This window comes from Streptomyces sp. NPDC111606, assembly GCF_055656945.1.
Genome location: NZ_JBVKBY010000001.1, coordinates 940,068 through 958,498, shown reverse-complemented (window position 1 = coordinate 958,498; position 18,431 = coordinate 940,068). Strand labels below are relative to the sequence as shown.

Here is an 18,431-nt window from a genome sequence, read left to right as displayed (position 1 = left end):
CCGGGCGTACGAGAGAATGACCCCATGAGTCTGTTCCCTCGGCCGGAAGCCCGTGGAGGCCCGCGATGAGCCTCTTCCGGGATGACGGCATCGTCCTGCGCACCCAGAAGCTGGGCGAAGCGGACCGGATCATCACCCTGCTCACCCGCGGACACGGGCGGGTGCGGGCCGTGGCCCGGGGTGTGCGGCGGACCAAGTCGAAGTTCGGGGCGCGGCTCGAGCCCTTCTCCCACGTCGACGTGCAGTTCTTCGCGCGGGGGAGCGAGCTGATCGGGCGCGGGCTGCCGCTGTGCACGCAGAGCGAGACCATCGCTCCGTACGGCGGCGGGATCGTCAGCGACTACGCGCGCTACACCGCCGGGACGGCCATGCTGGAGACCGCCGAGCGGTTCACCGATCACGAGGGCGAGCCTGCCGTGCAGCAGTACCTGCTGCTCGTCGGGGCCCTGCGCACCCTCTCCCGCGGCGAGCACGCCCCGCACCTCGTTCTCGACGCCTTCCTGCTGCGGTCGCTCGCCGTCAACGGCTACGCCCCCAGCTTCAGCGACTGTGCGAAGTGCGGTATGCCCGGTCCGAACCGTTTCTTCTCCGTGGGCTCCGGGGGCTCGGTCTGTGTCGACTGCCGGGTGCCCGGTAGCGTCGTACCGTCGCCGCAGACACTCGAACTGCTCGCCGCGCTCCTTACGGGAGACTGGGAGACGGCGGACGCCTGCGAGTCGCGGTACGTCCGGGAGGGCAGCGGGATCGTGTCCGCCTATCTGCACTGGCACCTGGAGCGCGGGCTGCGCTCGCTTCGGTACGTGGAAAAGTAAGGGAGACGGAAAGCACATGGTTGTGAGTGGGTTCCTGGGGCGCCGGCGCCGCGAGTACAGGGCACCGGAGCCGCATCCGTCCGGTGCCCGTGCGCCGAAGCTCCCCGGCGAGCTGGTCGCCAACCATGTGGCGATCGTCATGGACGGCAACGGCCGCTGGGCCAAGGAGCGCGGGCTGCCGCGCACCGAGGGCCACAAGGTCGGTGCAGAGCGGGTCCTCGACGTCCTCCAGGGGGCGATCGAGATGGGCGTCGGCGCGATCTCCCTGTACGCGTTCTCCACCGAGAACTGGAAGCGCTCGCCGGACGAGGTGCGCTTCCTCATGAACTTCAACCGCGACTTCATCCGCAAGACCCGCGACCAGCTCGACGAGCTGGGGATCCGGGTGCGGTGGGTCGGGCGGATGCCGAAGCTGTGGAAGTCCGTCGCCAAGGAGCTCCAGATCGCCCAGGAGCAGACCAAGGACAACGACAAGCTGACGCTGTACTTCTGCATGAACTACGGCGGCCGGGCCGAGATCGCGGACGCCGCGCAGGCCCTCGCGGCGGACGTGAAGGCGGGGCGGCTGGACCCGTCCAAGGTCAACGAGAAGACCTTCGCCAAGTACCTGTACTACCCGGACATGCCGGACGTGGACCTGTTCCTGCGCCCGAGCGGTGAGCAGCGCACCTCCAACTACCTTCTCTGGCAGAGCGCTTACGCCGAGATGGTCTTCCAGGACGTGCTGTGGCCGGACTTCGACCGGCGTGACCTGTGGCGCGCGTGCGTGGAGTTCGCGTCGCGCGACCGGCGGTTCGGCGGGGCGATCCCGAACGAGGAGCTGCTGGCGATGGAGGGCCGACCGGAGGAGTGACGGTCCGCTGGGGCGCGCCAGGGGGTTCTCGCCCCCGCCGCCCCTACCCGTCCCATCCTTCTGGGGCTCCGCCCCAGACCCCGCTCCTCAAACGCCGGAGGGGCTGATCTTCAGCCCCTCCCGCTCAACCCGCGGCGCACTCCGCGCATGTGCCGAAGATCTCCACCGTGTGTGCCACGTTCACGAAGCCGTGTTCGGCAGCGATGGCGTCCGCCCACTTCTCCACCGCCGGGCCCTCGACCTCCACGGCCTTGCCGCAGACGCGGCAGACGAGGTGGTGGTGGTGTTCGCCGGTCGAGCAGCGGCGGTAGACCGACTCGCCGTCGGAGGTGCGCAGCACGTCGACCTCGCCGGCGTCGGCGAGGGACTGCAGGGTGCGGTAGACCGTGGTGAGCCCGACCGAGTCGCCCTTGTGCTTCAGCATGTCGTGGAGATCCTGCGCACTGCGGAACTCGTCGACCTCGTCCAGGGCCGCCGCCACAGCGGCCCGCTGCCGAGTCGCGCGGCCCTTAACGGGCGGTCCAGCGGTCGTCACCGGTTCCTCCTTCGATGGCTCGATCGCCTACGGGGCGCTTTGTGCCGGTGTCGAGGACTCGCGCCCTCGATACCGGCGCGCCCTTCGGCTCCCTCGCGCCTCACGTCTGCACTTGCCGGGCCATTGTGCCAGCCCGGACTGTCAGCAGTCAGACGCCGACCTTGCCCGTGGCATCCCGGCTGGCCGGAATCGCGCACTCCGCTGGATCGCCTTCGGGCTGTGCCGCCGCCAGGGCGCGGGCCCTGCGGCGGGCCAGTGGCGCCGCCAGGGCGGTGAGCGCGATGAACGCGCCGATGGTCAGCAGCACGATCGTCGCGCCGGGCGGGACGTCCTGGTAGTACGACGTGACCGTGCCGCCGATCGTCACCGTGACACCGATCGCGACGGCGATCGCGAACGTCGCCGCGAAGCTCCGGGTGAGCTGCTGGGCGGCCGCCACCGGCACCACCATCAGCGCGCTCACCAGGAGGAGACCGACCACGCGCATCGCCACCGTCACGGTCACCGCCGCGGTGATCGCCGTCAGCAGGTTCAGGGCGCGCACCGGAAGGCCCGTGACCCTCGCGAACTCCTCGTCCTGGCTCACCGCGAACAGCTGGCGGCGCAGGCCGAGGGTGACCAGCACCACGAACGCGGCGAGCAGGATGATCGCCGTCACGTCCGACTCGCTCACCGTGGACAGGGAGCCGAAGAGGTACGACGTCAGGTTGGCGTTGGAGCCGTTCGGCGCGAGGTTGATGAGCATCACGCCGCCGGCCATGCCGCCGTAGAAGAGCATCGCGAGGGCGATGTCGCCGCGGGTGCGGCCGTACCAGCGGATCAGCTCCATCAGGACCGCGCCGAGGACGGAGACCAGCGTGGCCATCCACACCGGCGACCAGGAGAGCAGGAAGCCGAGGCCGACGCCGGTCATCGCCACGTGGCCGATTCCGTCGCCCATCAGGGCCTGGCGGCGCTGGACGAGGTAGATGCCGACGGCGGGCGCGGTGATGCCGACCAGGACCGCGGCGAGCAGCGCCCGCTGCATGAAGTCGTAGTTCAGGAAGTCCATCAGCTCAGCAGCCCCGTCCGGATCGGTTCGGCGTCGTGAGCCGCGTGCGGGTGTACGTGGTCGTGGCCGGGCAGCGCGTGCTGGCCGAGGGCCTTCGGGGGCGGGCCGTCGTGCGTCACGCAGCCGTCGCGCAGGACGACCGCCCGGTCGATCAGGGGCTCCAGCGGGCCGAGTTCGTGCAGGACCAGCAGGACGGTCGAGCCGGCGGCGACCTGTTCCCTGAGTGTCTGCGCGAGCACCTCCTGGCTGGCCAGGTCCACGCCCGCCATCGGCTCGTCCATGATCAGCAGTTCCGGCTCGGAGGCCAGGGCGCGGGCGATGAGCACCCGCTGGTGCTGGCCGCCGGACAGGGCGCCCACCGAGTCCTTCACCCGGTCCGTCATGCCGACGAGGTCCAGGGCGCGGCGTACGGCTGCGTGGTCGGCCTTGCGGAAGACGCCGAAGCGGGTGCGCGACAGGCGGCCCGAGGAGACGACCTCGCCGACCGTGGCGGGCACGCCGCCCGCGGCCGTCGTGCGCTGCGGGACGTAACCCACCCGCGCCCAGTCGCGGAACCGGGCCCGCGGGGTCCCGAACAGCTCGATCTCGCCGGCGCTGACCGGCACCTGGCCGATGATGCTGCGCACCGCGGTCGACTTGCCCGACCCGTTGGCCCCGAGCAGGGCGACGACCTCACCGCGGCCCACGGTGAGGTCGATGCCGCGCAGGACGGGGCGCGAGCCCAGCTCGGCGCGGACTTCGCGCAGCGAAATGACGGGCTCGGTCATGCCGTCCTCCGTAGGTTGGTCACTTGGCCCCCAGCGCGGTCTGCAGCGCCTTGAGGTTGGCCTCCATGACCTGGAAGTAGTCGTCGCCCTTGGACTTGTCGGTGATGCCCTCGAGCGGGTCGAGGACGTCCGTCCTGAGGCCCGCGTCGTCGGCGAGGGTCTTCGCGGTCTTGTCGGACACCAGTGTCTCGTAGAACACGGTGGTCACGCCGTCGGCCTTGGCCTCCTGCTGGAGCTCCTTGATCCGGGCCGGGCTGGGCTCGCTGTCCGGGTCGACGCCGGAGATGGCCTCCTGGGTCAGGCCGTAGCGCTCCGCGAAGTAGCCGAAGGAGGCGTGGTTGGTGAAGAAGACCTTGGTCCCGGTGTTCCTGAGCCCGTCCGCGACCCGGGTGTTGAGGGCGTCGAGCTTCTTGACCAGCGCGGCGGTGTTCTTCTTGTAGTCGGCCGCGTGATCCGGGTCGGCCTTCTCGAAGGCCGCGCCGACGCCCTTGGCGATCTCGGCGTACTTCACCGGGTCGAGCCAGACGTGCGGGTCGAGGGCGTGGCCCTCCTCCTCGGAGTGCTCCTCCTCGGCGTGCTCGCCCGCGTGCTCGTGCTCCACGTCGCCGTGGTCCTCGAGCTTGGTCAGCGAGGCGGCGTCGATCTTCGTGTCCAGGCCCGCCTGCCCGATGGCCTCGTCGACGGACGGCTGGAGGCCCTTGAGGTAGAGCGCCGCGTCGGAGTCCTCCAGCTGGGCCCGCTGCTGTGCGCTGATCTCCAGGTCGTGCGGCTCCTGGCCGGGTTCGGTCAGACTGGAGACGTTGACATGGTCGCCGCCGATCTGCTCGGCGAGGAAGGCCATGGGGTAGAACGACGCGACGACGTCGAACTTGTCCGTGTTGCCCGCGGCCGCGCTGTCCGAGGAGCAGGCGGAGAGCGTGCCGATACCGAGTGCGGTGACGGCCGCCAGGGCAAGCCCGGATATGTGATGTCGTCGTACGTTCATGACAGTCATTTTCAGCAAAGGTGGAAACGATTGTCAACAAGCGTGAGGGGCTGTCCACAGAGGGCTACCGATTTGGTTGAGGGGGAGGCCCCGCCGGTACCCTGAAGCATTCGCTGTGAAGCGCCTCGCTTCGTCGCCCGTCGTCGTAATGAAGAGAGCACCGTGGCCGCCGACAAGATCGACACCATCGTCAGCCTGAGCAAGCGCCGTGGCTTCGTATTTCCCTGCAGTGAGATCTACGGCGGTCAGCGTGCCGCATGGGATTACGGGCCGCTGGGTGTCGAGCTCAAGGAGAACCTCAAGCGCCAGTGGTGGCGCTACATGGTGACGTCGCGCGAGGACGTGGTCGGTATCGACTCGTCCGTGATCCTGGCCCCCGAGGTCTGGGTCGCCTCCGGCCACGTCGCCACCTTCACGGACCCGCTCACCGAGTGCACCTCCTGCCACAAGCGGTTCCGCGCGGACCACCTGGAAGAGGCGTACGAGGAGAAGAAGGGCCGCGCCCCGGAGAACGGCCTCGCCGACATCAACTGCCCCAACTGCGGCAACAAGGGCCAGTTCACCGAGCCCAAGCAGTTCTCGGGTCTGCTGTCGACGCACCTCGGCCCGACCCAGGACTCCGGCTCGATCGCCTACTTGCGCCCCGAGACCGCCCAGGGCATCTTCACCAATTTCGGTCAGGTGCAGACCACCTCGCGCCGCAAGCCGCCGTTCGGCATCGCGCAGATGGGCAAGTCCTTCCGCAACGAGATCACGCCCGGCAACTTCATCTTCCGCACCCGCGAGTTCGAGCAGATGGAGATGGAGTTCTTCGTCAAGCCGGGCGAGGACGAGAAGTGGCAGGAGTACTGGATGCAGGAGCGCTGGAACTGGTACACCGGCCTGGGTCTCCGTGAGGAGAACATGCGCTGGTACGAGCACCCGGCGGAGAAGCTCTCCCACTACTCCAAGCGCACCGCCGACATCGAGTACCGCTTCTCCTTCGGCGGCAGCGAGTGGGGCGAGCTGGAGGGTGTCGCCAACCGCACCGACTACGACCTGAACGCCCACTCCAAGGCTTCCGGCCAGGACCTCTCCTACTTCGACCAGGAGGCCGGCGAGCGCTGGACGCCGTACGTCATCGAGCCCGCGGCCGGTGTCGGCCGCGCGATGCTGGCGTTCCTGCTCGACGCGTACGTCGAGGACGAGGCGCCGAACGCCAAGGGCAAGATGGAGAAGCGCACGGTGCTGCGGCTCGACCCGCGTCTGGCGCCGGTGAAGGTCGCGGTGCTGCCGCTCTCGCGCAACCCGGAGCTCTCCCCGAAGGCCAAGGGCCTCGCGCAGGCGCTGCGGCAGAACTGGAACATCGAGTTCGACGACGCCGGTGCGATCGGGCGGCGCTACCGTCGCCAGGACGAGATCGGTACGCCGTACTGCGTGACCGTCGACTTCGACACGCTGGACGACAACGCGGTCACGGTGCGTGAGCGGGACTCGATGAAGCAGGAGCGCGTGTCGCTGGACCAGATCGAGGGGTACCTCGCCGCGAGGCTCGTCGGTTGCTAGGTCTTTGCTAGATCGCTGAGTGGGGCTGCGTCTGCCTTGCTCGGGTGAGTTGCCGGCCGCGGGTTCGTCGTGGCTTGTCGCGCAGTTCCCCGCGCCCCTGAGGGGGTGCGGGGAACTCTGCGTTTGTGGGGTGGCCGGGGATTGGTCCTCTTCGGGCGTGGGGGATTGGACCTGTTGGCGGGGTGCCCGCGGCCGGAAGGTGGCGGGCATGAGCATCGCCTTCTTGCTGACCACCCTTGTTGTCGTCGCCACGCCCGGCACCGGTGTCGTCTACACCCTTGCCGCCGGGCTCTCCCGTGGGCGGCGGGCCAGTGTTGTTGCCGCGCTCGGGTGCACGCTCGGGATCGTGCCGCATGTGCTGGCCACGGTGACCGGTCTGGCGGCGCTGCTGAATGCCAGCGCCGCTGCCTTCCAGGTCCTCAAGTACGCCGGTGTCGCCTATCTCCTCTACATGGCGTGGGCGACCGTGCGGGACAAGGACGCTGTCGCCGTCGAGGAGGGCACCACGCCGGAGTCGGCGCGGCAGGTGATCGTCCGGGCCGTGCTGATCAACATCCTCAATCCGAAGCTGACGATCTTCTTCTTCGCGTTCCTGCCGCAGTTCGTGAGCCCGCACGAGCCGCATGCGCTGATGCGGATGCTGGCGCTGAGCGGGGTGTTCATGCTGGCGACGTTCCTGGTCTTCGCGGTGTACGGCGTCCTGGCCGCGTCCGTGCGCAGCCACGTCACCTCCCGGCCGAGGGTGATGACGTGGCTGCGGCGGAGCTTCGCGGGGTCGTTCGTGGCGCTGGGGGCGAAACTCGCCCTCACGACCAGGTGAGCCTCAACGGCCCTGCAGGGACTTCACGTTGTCGCCGAACGTCCAGTTCTTCGAGCCGTCCCAGTTGAGCGACCAGGTCATCAGGCCCTTGAGGGACGTGCCGTAGTGGCGCCAGGCCTGCGCGACCAGGGACGGGGACATGTAGCCGCCGCCCGCGCCGGACTGGGCGGGCAGGCCCGGGACCTGCTTGTCGTACGGGACCTTGATGGTCGTGCCCTGAATGACCAGGCCCTTGTTGAGGCAGTCGGTCTGGGCGGTGAAGCCCTGGACGGTGCCGGCGGAGTAGGAGTCGCCGGAGCAGCCGTACATGCTGCCGTTGTAGTACTGCATGTTCAGCCACCACAGGCGGCCGTTGTCGGCGTACTTCTTGATGATCGGCAGGTAGGCGCCCCAGATCGAGCCGTAGGTGACGCTGCCGCCGGTGACGTACGCCGTCTCGGGGGCCATGGTCAGGCCGAAGTTGGACGGCATCCGGGCCAGCACCCCGTCGATGATGCGGATCAGGTTGGCCTGTGACGGGGAGAGTTGGCTGATGGTGCCGCTGCCGACCAGGCCCGTCTCGATGTCTATGTCGATGCCGTCGAAGTTGTACTTCTTCAGGATCGGGACGATCGTCGCGACGAAACGGTCCGCAACGGCGGTCGAGCTCAGGTCGATGCCGGCCGTCGCGCCGCCGATCGACAGCAGGATCGTCTGGCCGGACGCCTTCGCCGCGCACATCTCCGCGGGGGTGGCCACCTTCACCCCGCTGTCCATGCCGTCCTCCCACAGCGCCGTCCCGTCGGAGCGGATGACCGGGAAGGCCGCGTTGATCACGTTGTAGCCGTGGGCCGCGATGCGGGAGTCGGTGATCGGGGTCCAGCCGAAGGGCGGGTGGACGCCGTTGGCGGCGCCGTCCCAGTTCTCCCAGTAGCCCTGGAGGACCTTGCCGGACGGCTTCGACTTCACGGCGCAGGTGTCGGCGGCCGAGGCGGGGGTGGCGACGGGGAGCTGGGTCAGACAGGCGGTCGCCAGGGCGGTGGCGAGCAGGCGCAGGGCGCGGCGGAGCATACGGGGCCTCCCGGTGGGGGTGCGGTGAGGTGTCGTAGGCATGACAGTGCTCGTGGTCCAGACCTCTCGTCAATAGGTCTGGACCACGTTGGACAAGTATGGAATGACAGATATTGAAATCTGTCAGCTGTTAGGGCATGGTGGAGGCATGACGATGCAAACTCGCTCCCTCGGAACCACCGGCCCCCAGGTCTCCGCCCTCGGCCTCGGCTGCATGGGCATGTCCGCGCTGTACGGCGACGCGGACCGGGCCGAGTCGATCGCCACCGTGCACGCCGCCCTGGAGGCCGGCGTGACTCTGCTCGACACCGGCGACTTCTACGGCATGGGCCACAACGAGATGCTGATCGGCGAGGCCCTGCGCACCGCGCCCGCCGGCCTGCGTGAACAGGCCCTGGTCAGCGTGAAGTTCGGCGCGCTGCGCGACCCGGAGGGCGGCTGGGTCGGTTACGACGGCCGGCCCGCCGCGGTGAAGAACTTCGCCGCTTACTCACTGCAGCGCCTCGGCGTGGACCACATCGACGTGTACCGGATCGCCCGGCTCGACCCCGACGTACCGATCGAGGAGACGGTCGGCGCGATCGCGGAACTGATCGAGAAGGGGTACGTCCGGCACGTAGGCCTCAGTGAGGTCGGCGCCGACACCATCCGCCGGGCCGCCGCGACCGCGCCGATCGCCGACCTCCAGATCGAGTACTCCCTGATCTCCCGCGGCATCGAGGAGTCGGTACTGCCGACCACCCGTGAGCTCGGGATCTCCATCACGGCGTACGGCGTGCTGTCCCGCGGTCTGATCTCCGGCCACTTCGCCCCGGACCGGCAGCTCGCCGCGAACGACTTCCGCGCCTTCTCGCCCCGCTTCCAGGGCGAGAACCTCCAGCACAACCTGACCCTGGTGGAGGCGCTGCGGAAGATCGCCGAGCAGAAGGGTGTCTCGGTCGCCCAGATCGCCATCGCCTGGGTGCTCTCCCGCGGCGACGACATCGTGCCGCTCGTCGGCGCCCGCACCCGGGAGCGGCTCACCGAGTCGCTGGGCGCGCTGGACGTCACGCTGGACGCGGCCGACCTGACGGCGATCGAGGAGGCGGTGCCGGCGGACGCGGCGGCGGGTGACCGCTACCCGGCCGCGCAGATGGCGCACCTCGGCAGCAAGTAGTGGCCGCGGTGCCGGGTCCTGGGCCGGGTACGGTCTAGGACATGTCGCAGACGCCCACGACCCTGACCGCCGAGCGCATCCTCGAAGCCACCGAGGAGGTGCTGCGCCGCCACGGCCCGGCCAAGGCCACCGTGGTCGACGTGGCCCGCGCGCTCGGCGTCAGCCATGGCAGCGTCTACCGGCACTTCCGTACCAAGGCGGCGCTGCGGGAGGCGGTGACGAAGCGGTGGCTGGACCGGACGACGGGGGTCCTGGCGGCCATCGTCGCCGCCCCGGACCTGGACCCGGAGACCCGGGTGCGCGAGTGGCTCGCGGCGCTCTTCGCCGCCAAGCGCCGCAAGGCCTTCGACGATCCGGAGCTCTTCGCCACCTACTCGGTGCTGACCACCGAGACCGTCGAGACGGTCGTCGGCGAGCACATCGCCGAGCTCACCGGCCAGCTGACCGAGATCGTCCGCACGGGCGCCGAAGCGGGCGCCTTCACCGCCGACACCCCCGCCACCACAGCTCTCGCCCTCTTCCGGGCGACCGACCGTTTCCACGATCCGCATTACGCGGGGGAGTGGGAACAGCCCGGGGTGGAGGCGGAGTTCGAGGCGGTCCTGGATCTGCTGATGCGCGGGCTGCGGGCTCGGGGCTGAGCCGGGGCGTGGGCGGGGCGATGGGCGGTGCCTTGCGGGGTGCGGACGCGGGTGAGTGGTCGGCATCGGTCGGGTTCGCCGGCGCCATCAGGGAACTCGCCGGTCGGCTGACCGAGGTCGTCGGTGCGGCGCGGGAGCTGGGCGCGTTCACGGCAGAGGCCCCGCTGCCACGGCTCTCGCCCTCTTGGGGGCGACCGACCGCTTTCACGACCCGCATTACGCGGGGGAGTGGGAACAGCCCGGGGTGGAGACGGAGTTCGGGGCAGTCGTGCGTCCGAGGTAGGTGACCGGGCCCGGATCCGGGACGTCGATCTCGTGGAAGCCGAGGCGGTCGTAGAAGGCCCTGGCGGGGGTGTTGGCCGTGACCATGGAGAGATGGACGGCCGGGACCTCCTGGTCGTGGAGGGCCCGCAGCAGGGTGCGCATGAGTGCGCGGCCGTGGCCCCGGCCCTGCCACGCCGGAAGCAGGTCGATGTGCAGGTGGGCCGGGTAGGCCGCGACCTCCGGGACGAGCATGCGCTCCGGGTGGTGCAGCAGGCCGAGCAGCCGCTCGTCCGGGGTGGTCGGGGGATCGGGCGGCTCGGGGTGGCGGCGGGCGGCCACGGGCAGCCACTTCGTGCGGAAGGCCGTCACGAAGCGCGGAGTGTCCGCGGCGCCCAGGATGTAGCCGACCGCCCGGCCGGCCCCGTCGTCCAGGACGAACGCGAGATCCGGTTCCAGGACGACGTACGGGAGCGCGAAGGCCGCCGGGAAGATGCCGGGATCCCGGTAGTGCGGCCGGCTGTCGCCGCCCTCGTGGGCCGTGCGGACGCAGATGTCCTCGACGGCCGCCCGGTCCCCGGGGCGGTACCGGCGGATGCCCGTCATGGGGCGTGGGTCATCGGTCGGACTGGGTGTCCGTCGGGTCCACCGTCGCCTGGTGTTCCTCGGCCAGGTGTTCCTCCGCCTTCAGCCACGGCAGGAACTGGGCGCTCTTGCGCCAGCCGCAGGTGTCGCATCTGATCGAGCGCTGCGCGCCTTTGCGCTGTACTCGCACGACGTGCTCGCGTCCGTGGTGGTCCCAGCGGCTCACCTTGCTCGTGTTGATCTCCAGCATGACGCCTCCAGCGTCCGAGGACATCGAGTCCGCGTGCCCGGCCGGGAGCAGCCGTGCGCAGCAAGGAGTGTGCAGCAAGACCAACATCAACAGGGACTTTTCCCCGGCGAGTTGACCAACCTGTGGCCACACCCTCACCGGATGATCTCAACGTACGGTCAACCGATCGTGCGCGGCAGACGCAGGCTGAGCAGGCCTGTCAGCGCCACTCCGGCCAACTGGACCACGAGCGTGATGACCAGGGCGTCGCCCATGCCCATCGTGGCGGCCAGGGAGAGGAAGAGCGTGCCCAGCGTCGCCACACCCAGGGCCAGCGACGACTGCTGGGTCGTGATCATCACCCCGCTGCCGACACCCGCCCTCGCGGCCGGCACCTCGGAGAGCACGATCCGGAAGATGACGGGGAGTTGGAGGGCCTGCCCCGCACCGGCGATCGCCGCGCCCGGCAGCAGCTCGACGAAGCCGAAGTCCGGCCAGAAGCGCCAGGCGGCCAGCGCCATCAGGGCCACGCCCACTCCCTGGATCACCGCACCGGCGGTCACGACCCGGGTGCCGTGGCGGGCGACCAGCCGGGGTCCGGCCAGCGAGACGAAGAAGAACACGACCGCCATCGGCACGAGTGCCACTCCCGCCGCGACCGGGCCGAGGCCCGCGCCCTGCTGCAACGCCACCGCGATCACGAACATGAAGCCGCTGAAGCCGATCGAGAACGGAACGATCATCACCAGCCCGCGCCGCAGGGACGTGAGCGCGAAGAGGCTCGGCGGTACGAGCGGAGTGCGCCCTGCCCGGTCGGCCCGGCGCTCCACCGCGTAGAACGCCCCCGCCACGAACGGGAACGCCGCCAGCGACAGCCACGTCCACAGCGGCCAGCCCGCCGCCCGGCCCTCGGTGAGCGGGGCCAGCAGCGCAAGGAGGGAGACGGCGAGCAGGACCGTGCCGGCCCCGTCCAGCGGCTCGGGGCGCTGGGAGCGGGTCTCCGGGACCGCGCGGGCGGCCAGGAAGAGGCCGACGAGGACGACGGGGACGTTGACCAGGAAGACCGAGCGCCAGCCGGTGCCCGCGATGTCCGCGGCGACGAGCACGCCGCCGAGGATCTGCCCGGCCACCATCGACAGGCCGGCGGTGGCGCCGTAGAGGCCCATGGCCTTCGCGCGGCGCTGACCGCTGGTGGCTGCCTGAATGGTGGCCAGCACCTGCGGCAGCATCGCCGCCGACGCCGCGCCCTGCGCGACCCGCGCCGCGACGAGCGTCCACGCGCTGGGCGCGAGCCCGCACGCCAGCGAGGTCAGCCCGAACGCCGCCATACCGCCCAGGAAGAGCCGCCGCCGGCCGAACAGGTCGCCGAGCCGCCCGCCGAGGACGAGCAGCACGGCGTACGCCAACCCGTAGCCCGCGACGACGAGTTCGAGCACGGCCTCGCTCGCCGCGAGGTCGTGGCCGATGGTGGGCAGGGCCACGTTGACGATGAAGAAGTCGATGAGCGGAAGTGCCGCGCCCAGCAGCACCGTGAAGAGCCCGAGGCCGCCGAGCGAGGGTGGTGCCGCGATGGCCGGGGCCTTGCGTGAAGTGATGGTTTCGGTCACGGTCACGAGCCTGCTCCCGCTCCGAGGCGGGTACCAGAGTGTCCTTATCCTGGTAGCGGAAGCACCTGGAAACAGGATCCGGGGAGCGGCAGGCTGGAGGAATGACGACCATGGCCCAGGAAACGGCGACCGAAGCTCCCCGCCCCGTCGTCGCGTCGGAGATCCGGCGCCACGAACTGGCCGCCTTCCTGCGCCACCGCCGCGAGCACATCACCCCCGAGCAGGTCGGCCTGCCCCGCGGCAGCCGACGCCGCACACCGGGCCTGCGCCGCGAGGAGGTCGCCCAGCTCTCGGCGGTCGGCGTGACCTGGTACACGTGGCTGGAGCAGGCCCGGGACATCCAGGTCTCCGTCCAGGTCCTGGACGCCCTCGCTCGCACCCTGATGCTCGACCCCAGCGAGCGTTCCCACCTCTTCCAGCTGGCCGGGGCGGTGGATCCGACGCCGGCGACGACCTGTCCGTCGGTGACCCCCGCGATGCGTGCCGTCCTGGAGCAACTGGAGCCGTACCCCGCCTGTCTGCAGAACAGCCGCTACGACATCCTCGCCCACAACCGCACCTACGGTCTGCTGCTGTGCGACCTGGAGGCGGTGCCGCCCGAGGACCGCAACTGCTTGATCCTGTCGTACACGCACGAGGAGTGGCAGTCGTCGATCGTGCACCTGGGGGAGGCCCAACGCCTCATGGCCGCCCGCTTCCGCGCCGCGATGGCCGGCCACCTGGCCGAGCCCGTCTGGAAGATGCTGCTGAAGAGGCTGCGCGCGGAGTCCCCGCAGTTCTGCGAGGCCTGGGACCGCCACGAGGTGGTGTCTCACCGCAGCAAGCGCAAGGAGTTCCTCAACCGGCACGTGGGGCGGGTGGTCGTCGACCACACGGACCTGTGGCTGAGCCCTGAGGTGGGGCCGAGAATGGTGACGTACGTGCCGGCGGACGAGGAGTCGCGGGAACGCCTGGAGAAGCTGCACGACATCGCCCTCTCAGGGGCGCGGGGAACCGCACGACCAGCCCCCGCCGGCCGTTAGCCGCCGAACTGCGCACTGACCCGGGACGCGTCGCGGACCTCCGCCGACTCCAGCCGCTCAGCCGTACGTTCAGCGGTGCGCCGAGCCCACGGCCCACTGGTGACAGCCCCCACCACCAGGACCATGAGCCCGCAGCAGGTGAGGATCCACCAGCCGGGCACGGCGGCGTCGACGAACGTCTCCCGGTACGACGACACCGACACCCCGGCCGCCAGCACGGCCCCGACCACGGCCACCCCCAGCGTCTGCCCCAACTGCCGGCTCGTGGAGGCGACGGCCGCCGCGACCCCGGCCTGCGCACGCGGCATACCGGAGACCGCCGTGTTGGTGATCGGCGCGTTGACGAATCCGAAGCCGATACCGAACACCGCGTACCCGAGGATCAGCGTGGCGTTGGACGTCTCGGCGTCGAAGACGGCGAACAGGGCCGCGCTCAGGGTCATCGCGGTGCCGGCGATCAGCAACGACAGCCGCGGCCCCCGGGTGCCCACCAGCCGCCCCGACAGAGGTGCGCACAGGAACATCGGTATCGCCATCGGCAGCATCCACAGCCCCGCGTGCAGCGCGTCCAGTCCGCGCACGTTCTGGAGGTACAGCGTCGACAGGAACAGGAACCCGCCCAGCGCCGCGAACGCGCTGATCGCGATCACCGTGGCCCCACTGAACGGCGCCGAACGGAAGAACCGCAGGTCGATGAGGGGCTCGGTGCGGCGGGGTTCGAAGATCAGGAGGGCGATCAGCGCGGCCAGGGCCACGCTGCCGAGGAGCAGGGTCTCGGACGCGGGTGCCGTCGGTGCCGCGATGATCGAGTACGTCAGTGCCCCGAACAGTGCGATGACCAGCACCTGGCCGACCGGATCGGGGCGGCGGGCCCGCGCGGCGCGGGACTCGGGGACGTAGCGGAGGGTGAGGAGGAGCGCCGCCAGGCCCACCGGCAGGTTGACCCAGAAGATCGACCGCCAGCCGACCGACTCGACCAGCAGCCCGCCGACCAGCGGGCCCGCGGCCATCGAGATGCCGACCACGCCACCCCACACCCCGATCGCCCGCGCCCGCTCGCGCGGGTCGGTGAAGGTGTTGGTGATGATCGACATCGCTACCGGGTTGAGCATCGAACCGCCCACCGCCTGCACCATCCGGAAGGCGATCAGGGCGTCGAGGTTCGGTGCGAGGGAGCACAGGGCCGAGCCGATGGTGAAGACGACCAGGCCCGCCATGAAGACCCGCTTGCGGCCGATCCGGTCCGCCGTGGAGCCGGCCAGCATCAGCAGCGAGGCGAGGACGAGGGTGTACGCGTCGATCGTCCACTGCAGGCCCGACGTGCTCGCATCGAGATCGCGCTGCAGGGCGGGCAGGGCGACATTGAGCACGGTGTTGTCGAGGCTCACGATCAGCAGGCTCATGCAGCAGATCGCGAGTACCAGCAGTCGGCGGCGAGGGCTGAGCTCCGGCATCCTTGAATAGTACGCCTAACTAATGAATTTCGCCGCACCCGGTCCGGTACGTGAGAATGGGTGGATGTCCATGACCGCCCCGCCCGTTGTCACGCCCGTCGTCCCGCCCCTGCCGATCGGTCCGCACACCGTGCAGCCGCCCGTCGTCCTGGCCCCGATGGCCGGGATCACGAACGCGCCCTTCCGCACGCTGTGCAGGGAGTTCAGCGGTGGCAAGGGGCTGTTCGTCAGCGAGATGATCACGACCCGGGCGCTGGTCGAGCGCAACGAGAAGACCATGCAGCTGATCCACTTCGACGCGACCGAGAAGCCGCGCTCGATCCAGCTGTACGGCGTCGACCCGGCCACCGTCGGCAAGGCCGTCCGCATGATCGCGGAGGAGGGCCTGGCCGACCACATCGACCTGAACTTCGGGTGCCCGGTGCCGAAGGTGACCCGCAAGGGCGGCGGCTCCGCGCTGCCGTACAAGCGGAACCTGCTGCGGGCGATCCTGCGGGAGGCGGTCAGCGGGGCGGATGACCTGCCGGTCACGATGAAGATGCGCAAGGGCATCGACGACGACCACATCACCTACCTCGACGCCGGCCGCATCGCCGTCGAGGAGGGCGTCACGGCCATCGCCCTGCACGGCCGTACGGCCGCCCAGCACTACGGCGGCACCGCCGACTGGGACGCCATCGCGCGGCTGAGGGAGCACGTCCCGGAGATCCCCGTGCTCGGCAACGGCGACATCTGGTCGGCCGAGGACGCGGTGCGGATGGTGCGGGAGACCGGGTGCGACGGGGTGGTCGTCGGGCGTGGGTGCCTGGGGCGGCCTTGGCTGTTCGCCGATCTGGTCGCGGCCTTCGAGGGGCGTACGGAGGCCGTCGCGCGGCCCGGCCTGCGCGAGGTCGCCGACGTCATGGTCCGGCATGCCACGCTGCTGGGTGAGTGGATCGGGGACGAGGCGCGTGGCGTCATCGACTTCCGCAAGCACGTCGCCTGGTATCTGAAGGGCTTCGCGGTCGGCTCCGAGATGCGCAAGCGGCTCGCTGTCACCTCCTCGCTCGAGGAACTCCGGTCCGGGCTGGACGAGCTGGACCTCGACCAGCCGTGGCCGACCGGTGCCGACGGGCCCCGTGGCCGTACGTCCGGCAACAACCGGGTGGTGCTGCCGGACGGCTGGCTGAAGGACCCGTACGACTGCGCGGGCGTGGGCGAGGACGCGGAGCTGGATACGTCCGGGGGCTGAGCGCTAGTTCGACGCGTGCGGTGTCGAGCCGTACGCCGTCAGGAAGCGGTCCCGGAAGGCGCTCATCCGCCAGACCGGGGCGTCCTCGGCGGGCTTCAGGCCCTCCGTCCAGTTCCAGTCGGCGATCTTGTCGAGGACCTTCGGGTCCTTGGCGACGATGGAGATCGGCACGTCACGGCTCGCGTGGTTGCCGCTGACCCGGGCCATCGGCTGGTGGTCGCCGAGGAAGACGAGGACGGTGTCGTCGGTGCCGTAGCGCTCCATCCACTGGGTGAGGCTGGTCAGCGAGTACTCGACGGACTTGCCGTACTCCTCGCGGGACTTCGTGGTGTCGGTGAGGACGTCCCCCGCCTTCTTCCCGGCCTTCTGGATCGGGCCGAAGACCGAGCCGTCGCCCAGGTCGTCCCAGCCGACCATCTTCGGCAGCGGGGCCCAGGGCTGGTGGCTGGAGGTCAGGATGACGAAGGACATCAGCGGCTTGTCGCGCTTCTTGCCGTGGATCCGGCGCTGGAAGGCCTCCAGGGCGTACTGGTCGGGCATCGTCGACCAGCTGAACTTCGGGCCCTTGTAGCCCAGTTGCCAGGCGTTGTACATCCTGTCGAGGCCGTACCACTGCGACTCCGGCCAGCCCTTCTGTACGCCGGGCATGACCCCGACCGTGTCCCAGGCGCCGGTCTTCTGGAACGCCTTGGTGAGGGTGAGATGCTCGCCGGCGGTGACGGTGCGGTAGCGCCGCTGGTTGTCGATCCACAGGCCCGACATGGTCGTGGAGTGGCCCAGCCAGCTGCTGCCGCCGAAGGTCGCCGAGGTCAGCCACCCGCTCCTCGCGTGAAAGCCCGCCTCGGCCAGGGCCGCGTTGCTCGCGTCGAGGGTTCTGCCCACGCCGGGGGCCGTGATCGGGTCCTCGATGGCGGTGCGGCCGTAGCTCTCGATGAACGTGAAGACGACGTCCTTGCCGCGCAGGTCCGGCAGCAGTTGGTCGGGGGGCGTGTTGCCGAAGGTGTCCGCCTTGGCCTCCTTGGCGAACCGGGCCTCGTCCTCGAGGGAGTCCACCGTCCGCTGCGCGTGGGTCCGGAAGGCGCCGGCGGCGTGGTCGGAGGCGATCGGCATGCCGAAGGCCTGGAGGTTGAGCGCGGTGCAGGTGATCCACACCGTGCCGGCCATGAGCGCGCCCTGGGTGGCCCTCGCCTTGTGTCGGGCGAGCAGGGTGCTGAGGTGGATCGTTGCGGCTGCCATGAGGGCCATCAGCAGCAGGATCAGGATCACGCCGCCCACTGCGGCACCGGTGGCCACGGCTCCGCCCATCGTGTCGGCGACGTACGACTGGGCGTCGGGGAGGAGGTCCCAGTCGAGGGCGGCGTTGAAGCCGCGGCCGAGGTATTCGTTGAAGCCCATGTCGAGGAGGTTCAGCACGGTGAGTACGGCCAGGCCGATGCCGTAGAGCGCTGCCGCGACCATGCGTGGGCGGCGGGGGAGGGCGAGCATCACGACTGCGCCGATGATCGCCTCCGCGGGGATGCGGGTGAATCTGTTCGGCTGCAGGGCGGGGAGGGTGTTGGGGAGGAGGAGGGCGCCGAGAATCAGGGCGGCGGCCAAGGCGGTGGTCGTCCAGCGGAGGGTGCGCCTGATTCTGAGGGCGCGGGGGGTCGGGGGCTGCGGTTCGGGCGCGGCTTCGCCTTCGCCCGGGTTGTTCCCACCCGCACCACCGGTGCTGCTTTCGTCGCCGGCTGCCGGTGGCCCCTGAGCCACGTCCTCGCCGTCGCCGGCCGCGGGTTCGGGGTGGCGGGGTGCGGCTTGGTCGGAGAGCGCGGGGGGCTCCTGTAGTGC

Annotated in this window: 19 protein-coding genes; 9 read left to right on the top strand and 10 right to left on the bottom strand. The window is 70.2% G+C overall.

Annotated elements, in window-relative coordinates; genetic code table 11:
• The first annotated feature begins 65 nt into the window (after positions 1-65).
• The gene (gene recO / locus ACZ7M7_RS04420) at positions 66-812 is read left to right on the top strand and encodes a DNA repair protein RecO (protein ID WP_369270916.1); all 747 of its coding nucleotides are present in this window, start codon (positions 66-68) and stop codon (positions 810-812) included.
• 16 nt (positions 813-828) lie between these two features.
• A complete protein-coding gene (locus tag ACZ7M7_RS04415) occupies positions 829-1,665 on the top strand; it encodes an isoprenyl transferase (RefSeq protein WP_383595388.1) in 837 nt (278 codons plus the stop codon).
• Between the two features lie 124 nt (positions 1,666-1,789).
• Here the strand turns inward: ACZ7M7_RS04415 and ACZ7M7_RS04410 are convergent, their stop codons facing one another.
• The 4 genes from ACZ7M7_RS04410 to ACZ7M7_RS04395 all read right to left on the bottom strand — a co-directional run bounded on the left by ACZ7M7_RS04410 (position 1,790) and on the right by ACZ7M7_RS04395 (position 5,003).
• Positions 1,790-2,200 carry a Fur family transcriptional regulator gene (locus tag ACZ7M7_RS04410; protein ID WP_093909474.1) on the bottom strand — a complete coding sequence of 137 codons (411 nt, stop codon included), beginning with the start codon at positions 2,198-2,200 and terminating at the stop codon, positions 1,790-1,792.
• Between the two features lie 148 nt (positions 2,201-2,348).
• Positions 2,349-3,251, bottom strand: coding sequence for a metal ABC transporter permease (locus ACZ7M7_RS04405; protein WP_383624529.1), 903 nt, complete (start codon positions 3,249-3,251; stop codon positions 2,349-2,351).
• The gene (locus ACZ7M7_RS04400; protein ID WP_383595394.1) at positions 3,251-4,018 is read right to left on the bottom strand and encodes a metal ABC transporter ATP-binding protein; all 768 of its coding nucleotides are present in this window, start codon (positions 4,016-4,018) and stop codon (positions 3,251-3,253) included. The genes ACZ7M7_RS04405 and ACZ7M7_RS04400 overlap by 1 nt, the downstream gene beginning before the upstream one ends.
• 19 nt (positions 4,019-4,037) lie before the next feature.
• Positions 4,038-5,003: a metal ABC transporter substrate-binding protein gene (locus tag ACZ7M7_RS04395; RefSeq protein WP_472112692.1), complete on the bottom strand. Its 966-nt coding sequence runs from the start codon at positions 5,001-5,003 to the stop codon at positions 4,038-4,040.
• A 162-nt stretch (positions 5,004-5,165) separates the two neighbouring features.
• Between ACZ7M7_RS04395 and ACZ7M7_RS04390 the strand changes: the two genes are divergently transcribed.
• The gene (locus tag ACZ7M7_RS04390; protein WP_383595400.1) at positions 5,166-6,548 is read left to right on the top strand and encodes a glycine--tRNA ligase; all 1,383 of its coding nucleotides are present in this window, start codon (positions 5,166-5,168) and stop codon (positions 6,546-6,548) included.
• A 208-nt stretch (positions 6,549-6,756) separates the two neighbouring features.
• On the top strand, positions 6,757-7,368 hold the full coding sequence (locus tag ACZ7M7_RS04385) for a LysE family translocator (protein WP_472112689.1): 612 nt from the start codon (positions 6,757-6,759) through the stop codon (positions 7,366-7,368).
• A 3-nt stretch (positions 7,369-7,371) separates the two neighbouring features.
• Here ACZ7M7_RS04385 and ACZ7M7_RS04380 read toward each other — a convergent pair whose 3' ends face one another.
• A complete protein-coding gene (locus ACZ7M7_RS04380; protein WP_472112686.1) occupies positions 7,372-8,418 on the bottom strand; it encodes a chitinase in 1,047 nt (348 codons plus the stop codon).
• A 148-nt stretch (positions 8,419-8,566) separates the two neighbouring features.
• On the opposite strand from ACZ7M7_RS04380, the gene ACZ7M7_RS04375 reads away from it, so the two are divergent.
• Genes ACZ7M7_RS04375 through ACZ7M7_RS04365 form a run of 3 tightly spaced genes read left to right on the top strand, consistent with a single transcriptional unit; the run spans position 8,567 to position 10,498 of the window.
• On the top strand, positions 8,567-9,574 hold the full coding sequence (locus tag ACZ7M7_RS04375; protein ID WP_472112683.1) for an aldo/keto reductase: 1,008 nt from the start codon (positions 8,567-8,569) through the stop codon (positions 9,572-9,574).
• A gap of 41 nt (positions 9,575-9,615) precedes the next feature.
• Complete coding sequence (locus ACZ7M7_RS04370; protein WP_383624521.1) at positions 9,616-10,215, top strand: TetR/AcrR family transcriptional regulator; 600 nt, start codon at positions 9,616-9,618, stop codon at positions 10,213-10,215.
• Positions 10,216-10,270: 55 nt separating this feature from the next.
• Positions 10,271-10,498, top strand: a complete 228-nt coding sequence (locus ACZ7M7_RS04365) for a hypothetical protein (RefSeq protein ID WP_472112680.1) — start codon at positions 10,271-10,273, stop codon at positions 10,496-10,498.
• On the opposite strand, the gene ACZ7M7_RS04360 is transcribed toward ACZ7M7_RS04365, so the two are convergent.
• The 3 genes from ACZ7M7_RS04360 to ACZ7M7_RS04350 all read right to left on the bottom strand — a co-directional run bounded on the left by ACZ7M7_RS04360 (position 10,432) and on the right by ACZ7M7_RS04350 (position 12,897).
• Positions 10,432-11,082 (bottom strand): GNAT family N-acetyltransferase, encoded by a 651-nt coding sequence (locus tag ACZ7M7_RS04360; protein WP_472112677.1) that lies wholly within the window; start codon positions 11,080-11,082, stop codon positions 10,432-10,434. The genes ACZ7M7_RS04365 and ACZ7M7_RS04360 overlap by 67 nt on opposite strands.
• 10 nt (positions 11,083-11,092) lie before the next feature.
• Entirely contained in the window at positions 11,093-11,311 is a 219-nt protein-coding gene (locus ACZ7M7_RS04355) for a hypothetical protein (RefSeq protein WP_383595421.1), read from the bottom strand.
• Between the two features lie 158 nt (positions 11,312-11,469).
• Positions 11,470-12,897, bottom strand: coding sequence for an MFS transporter (locus tag ACZ7M7_RS04350; RefSeq protein ID WP_472112674.1), 1,428 nt, complete (start codon positions 12,895-12,897; stop codon positions 11,470-11,472).
• Between the two features lie 101 nt (positions 12,898-12,998).
• Here ACZ7M7_RS04350 and ACZ7M7_RS04345 point away from each other — a divergent pair, with 101 nt between their 5' ends.
• Positions 12,999-13,919 carry a helix-turn-helix transcriptional regulator gene (locus ACZ7M7_RS04345; RefSeq protein WP_472112672.1) on the top strand — a complete coding sequence of 307 codons (921 nt, stop codon included), beginning with the start codon at positions 12,999-13,001 and terminating at the stop codon, positions 13,917-13,919.
• Here ACZ7M7_RS04345 and ACZ7M7_RS04340 read toward each other — a convergent pair.
• On the bottom strand, positions 13,916-15,373 hold the full coding sequence (locus tag ACZ7M7_RS04340; protein ID WP_472112669.1) for an MFS transporter: 1,458 nt from the start codon (positions 15,371-15,373) through the stop codon (positions 13,916-13,918). The genes ACZ7M7_RS04345 and ACZ7M7_RS04340 overlap by 4 nt on opposite strands.
• Before the next feature lie 64 nt (positions 15,374-15,437).
• Here ACZ7M7_RS04340 and dusB point away from each other — a divergent pair, with 64 nt between their 5' ends.
• Complete coding sequence (dusB, locus tag ACZ7M7_RS04335; protein WP_472112667.1) at positions 15,438-16,604, top strand: tRNA dihydrouridine synthase DusB; 1,167 nt, start codon at positions 15,438-15,440, stop codon at positions 16,602-16,604.
• A 3-nt stretch (positions 16,605-16,607) separates the two neighbouring features.
• Here the strand turns inward: dusB and ACZ7M7_RS04330 are convergent, their stop codons facing one another.
• Positions 16,608-18,233 (bottom strand): alkaline phosphatase family protein, encoded by a 1,626-nt coding sequence (locus ACZ7M7_RS04330; protein ID WP_472113922.1) that lies wholly within the window; start codon positions 18,231-18,233, stop codon positions 16,608-16,610.
• Positions 18,234-18,431: the final 198 nt, after the last annotated feature.

Excerpts from the sequence above, each read along its gene's own strand:
- ACZ7M7_RS04380 (WP_472112686.1), bottom strand. The coding sequence starts at position 8,418 with ATGCTCCGCCGCGCCCTGCGCCTGCTCGCCACCGCCCTGGCGACCGCC.
- ACZ7M7_RS04395 (WP_472112692.1), bottom strand. The coding sequence starts at position 5,003 with ATGAACGTACGACGACATCACATATCCGGGCTTGCCCTGGCGGCCGTC.
- ACZ7M7_RS04360 (WP_472112677.1), bottom strand. The coding sequence starts at position 11,082 with ATGACGGGCATCCGCCGGTACCGCCCCGGGGACCGGGCGGCCGTCGAG.
- ACZ7M7_RS04405 (WP_383624529.1), bottom strand. The coding sequence starts at position 3,251 with ATGGACTTCCTGAACTACGACTTCATGCAGCGGGCGCTGCTCGCCGCG.
- ACZ7M7_RS04340 (WP_472112669.1), bottom strand. The coding sequence starts at position 15,373 with ATGCCGGAGCTCAGCCCTCGCCGCCGACTGCTGGTACTCGCGATCTGC.
- ACZ7M7_RS04400 (WP_383595394.1), bottom strand. The coding sequence starts at position 4,018 with ATGACCGAGCCCGTCATTTCGCTGCGCGAAGTCCGCGCCGAGCTGGGC.
- ACZ7M7_RS04355 (WP_383595421.1), bottom strand. The coding sequence starts at position 11,311 with ATGCTGGAGATCAACACGAGCAAGGTGAGCCGCTGGGACCACCACGGA.
- recO (WP_369270916.1), top strand. The coding sequence starts at position 66 with ATGAGCCTCTTCCGGGATGACGGCATCGTCCTGCGCACCCAGAAGCTG.
- ACZ7M7_RS04370 (WP_383624521.1), top strand. The coding sequence starts at position 9,616 with ATGTCGCAGACGCCCACGACCCTGACCGCCGAGCGCATCCTCGAAGCC.
- ACZ7M7_RS04375 (WP_472112683.1), top strand. The coding sequence starts at position 8,567 with ATGACGATGCAAACTCGCTCCCTCGGAACCACCGGCCCCCAGGTCTCC.
- ACZ7M7_RS04345 (WP_472112672.1), top strand. The coding sequence starts at position 12,999 with ATGACGACCATGGCCCAGGAAACGGCGACCGAAGCTCCCCGCCCCGTC.
- dusB (WP_472112667.1), top strand. The coding sequence starts at position 15,438 with ATGTCCATGACCGCCCCGCCCGTTGTCACGCCCGTCGTCCCGCCCCTG.
- ACZ7M7_RS04385 (WP_472112689.1), top strand. The coding sequence starts at position 6,757 with ATGAGCATCGCCTTCTTGCTGACCACCCTTGTTGTCGTCGCCACGCCC.
- ACZ7M7_RS04415 (WP_383595388.1), top strand. The coding sequence starts at position 829 with ATGGTTGTGAGTGGGTTCCTGGGGCGCCGGCGCCGCGAGTACAGGGCA.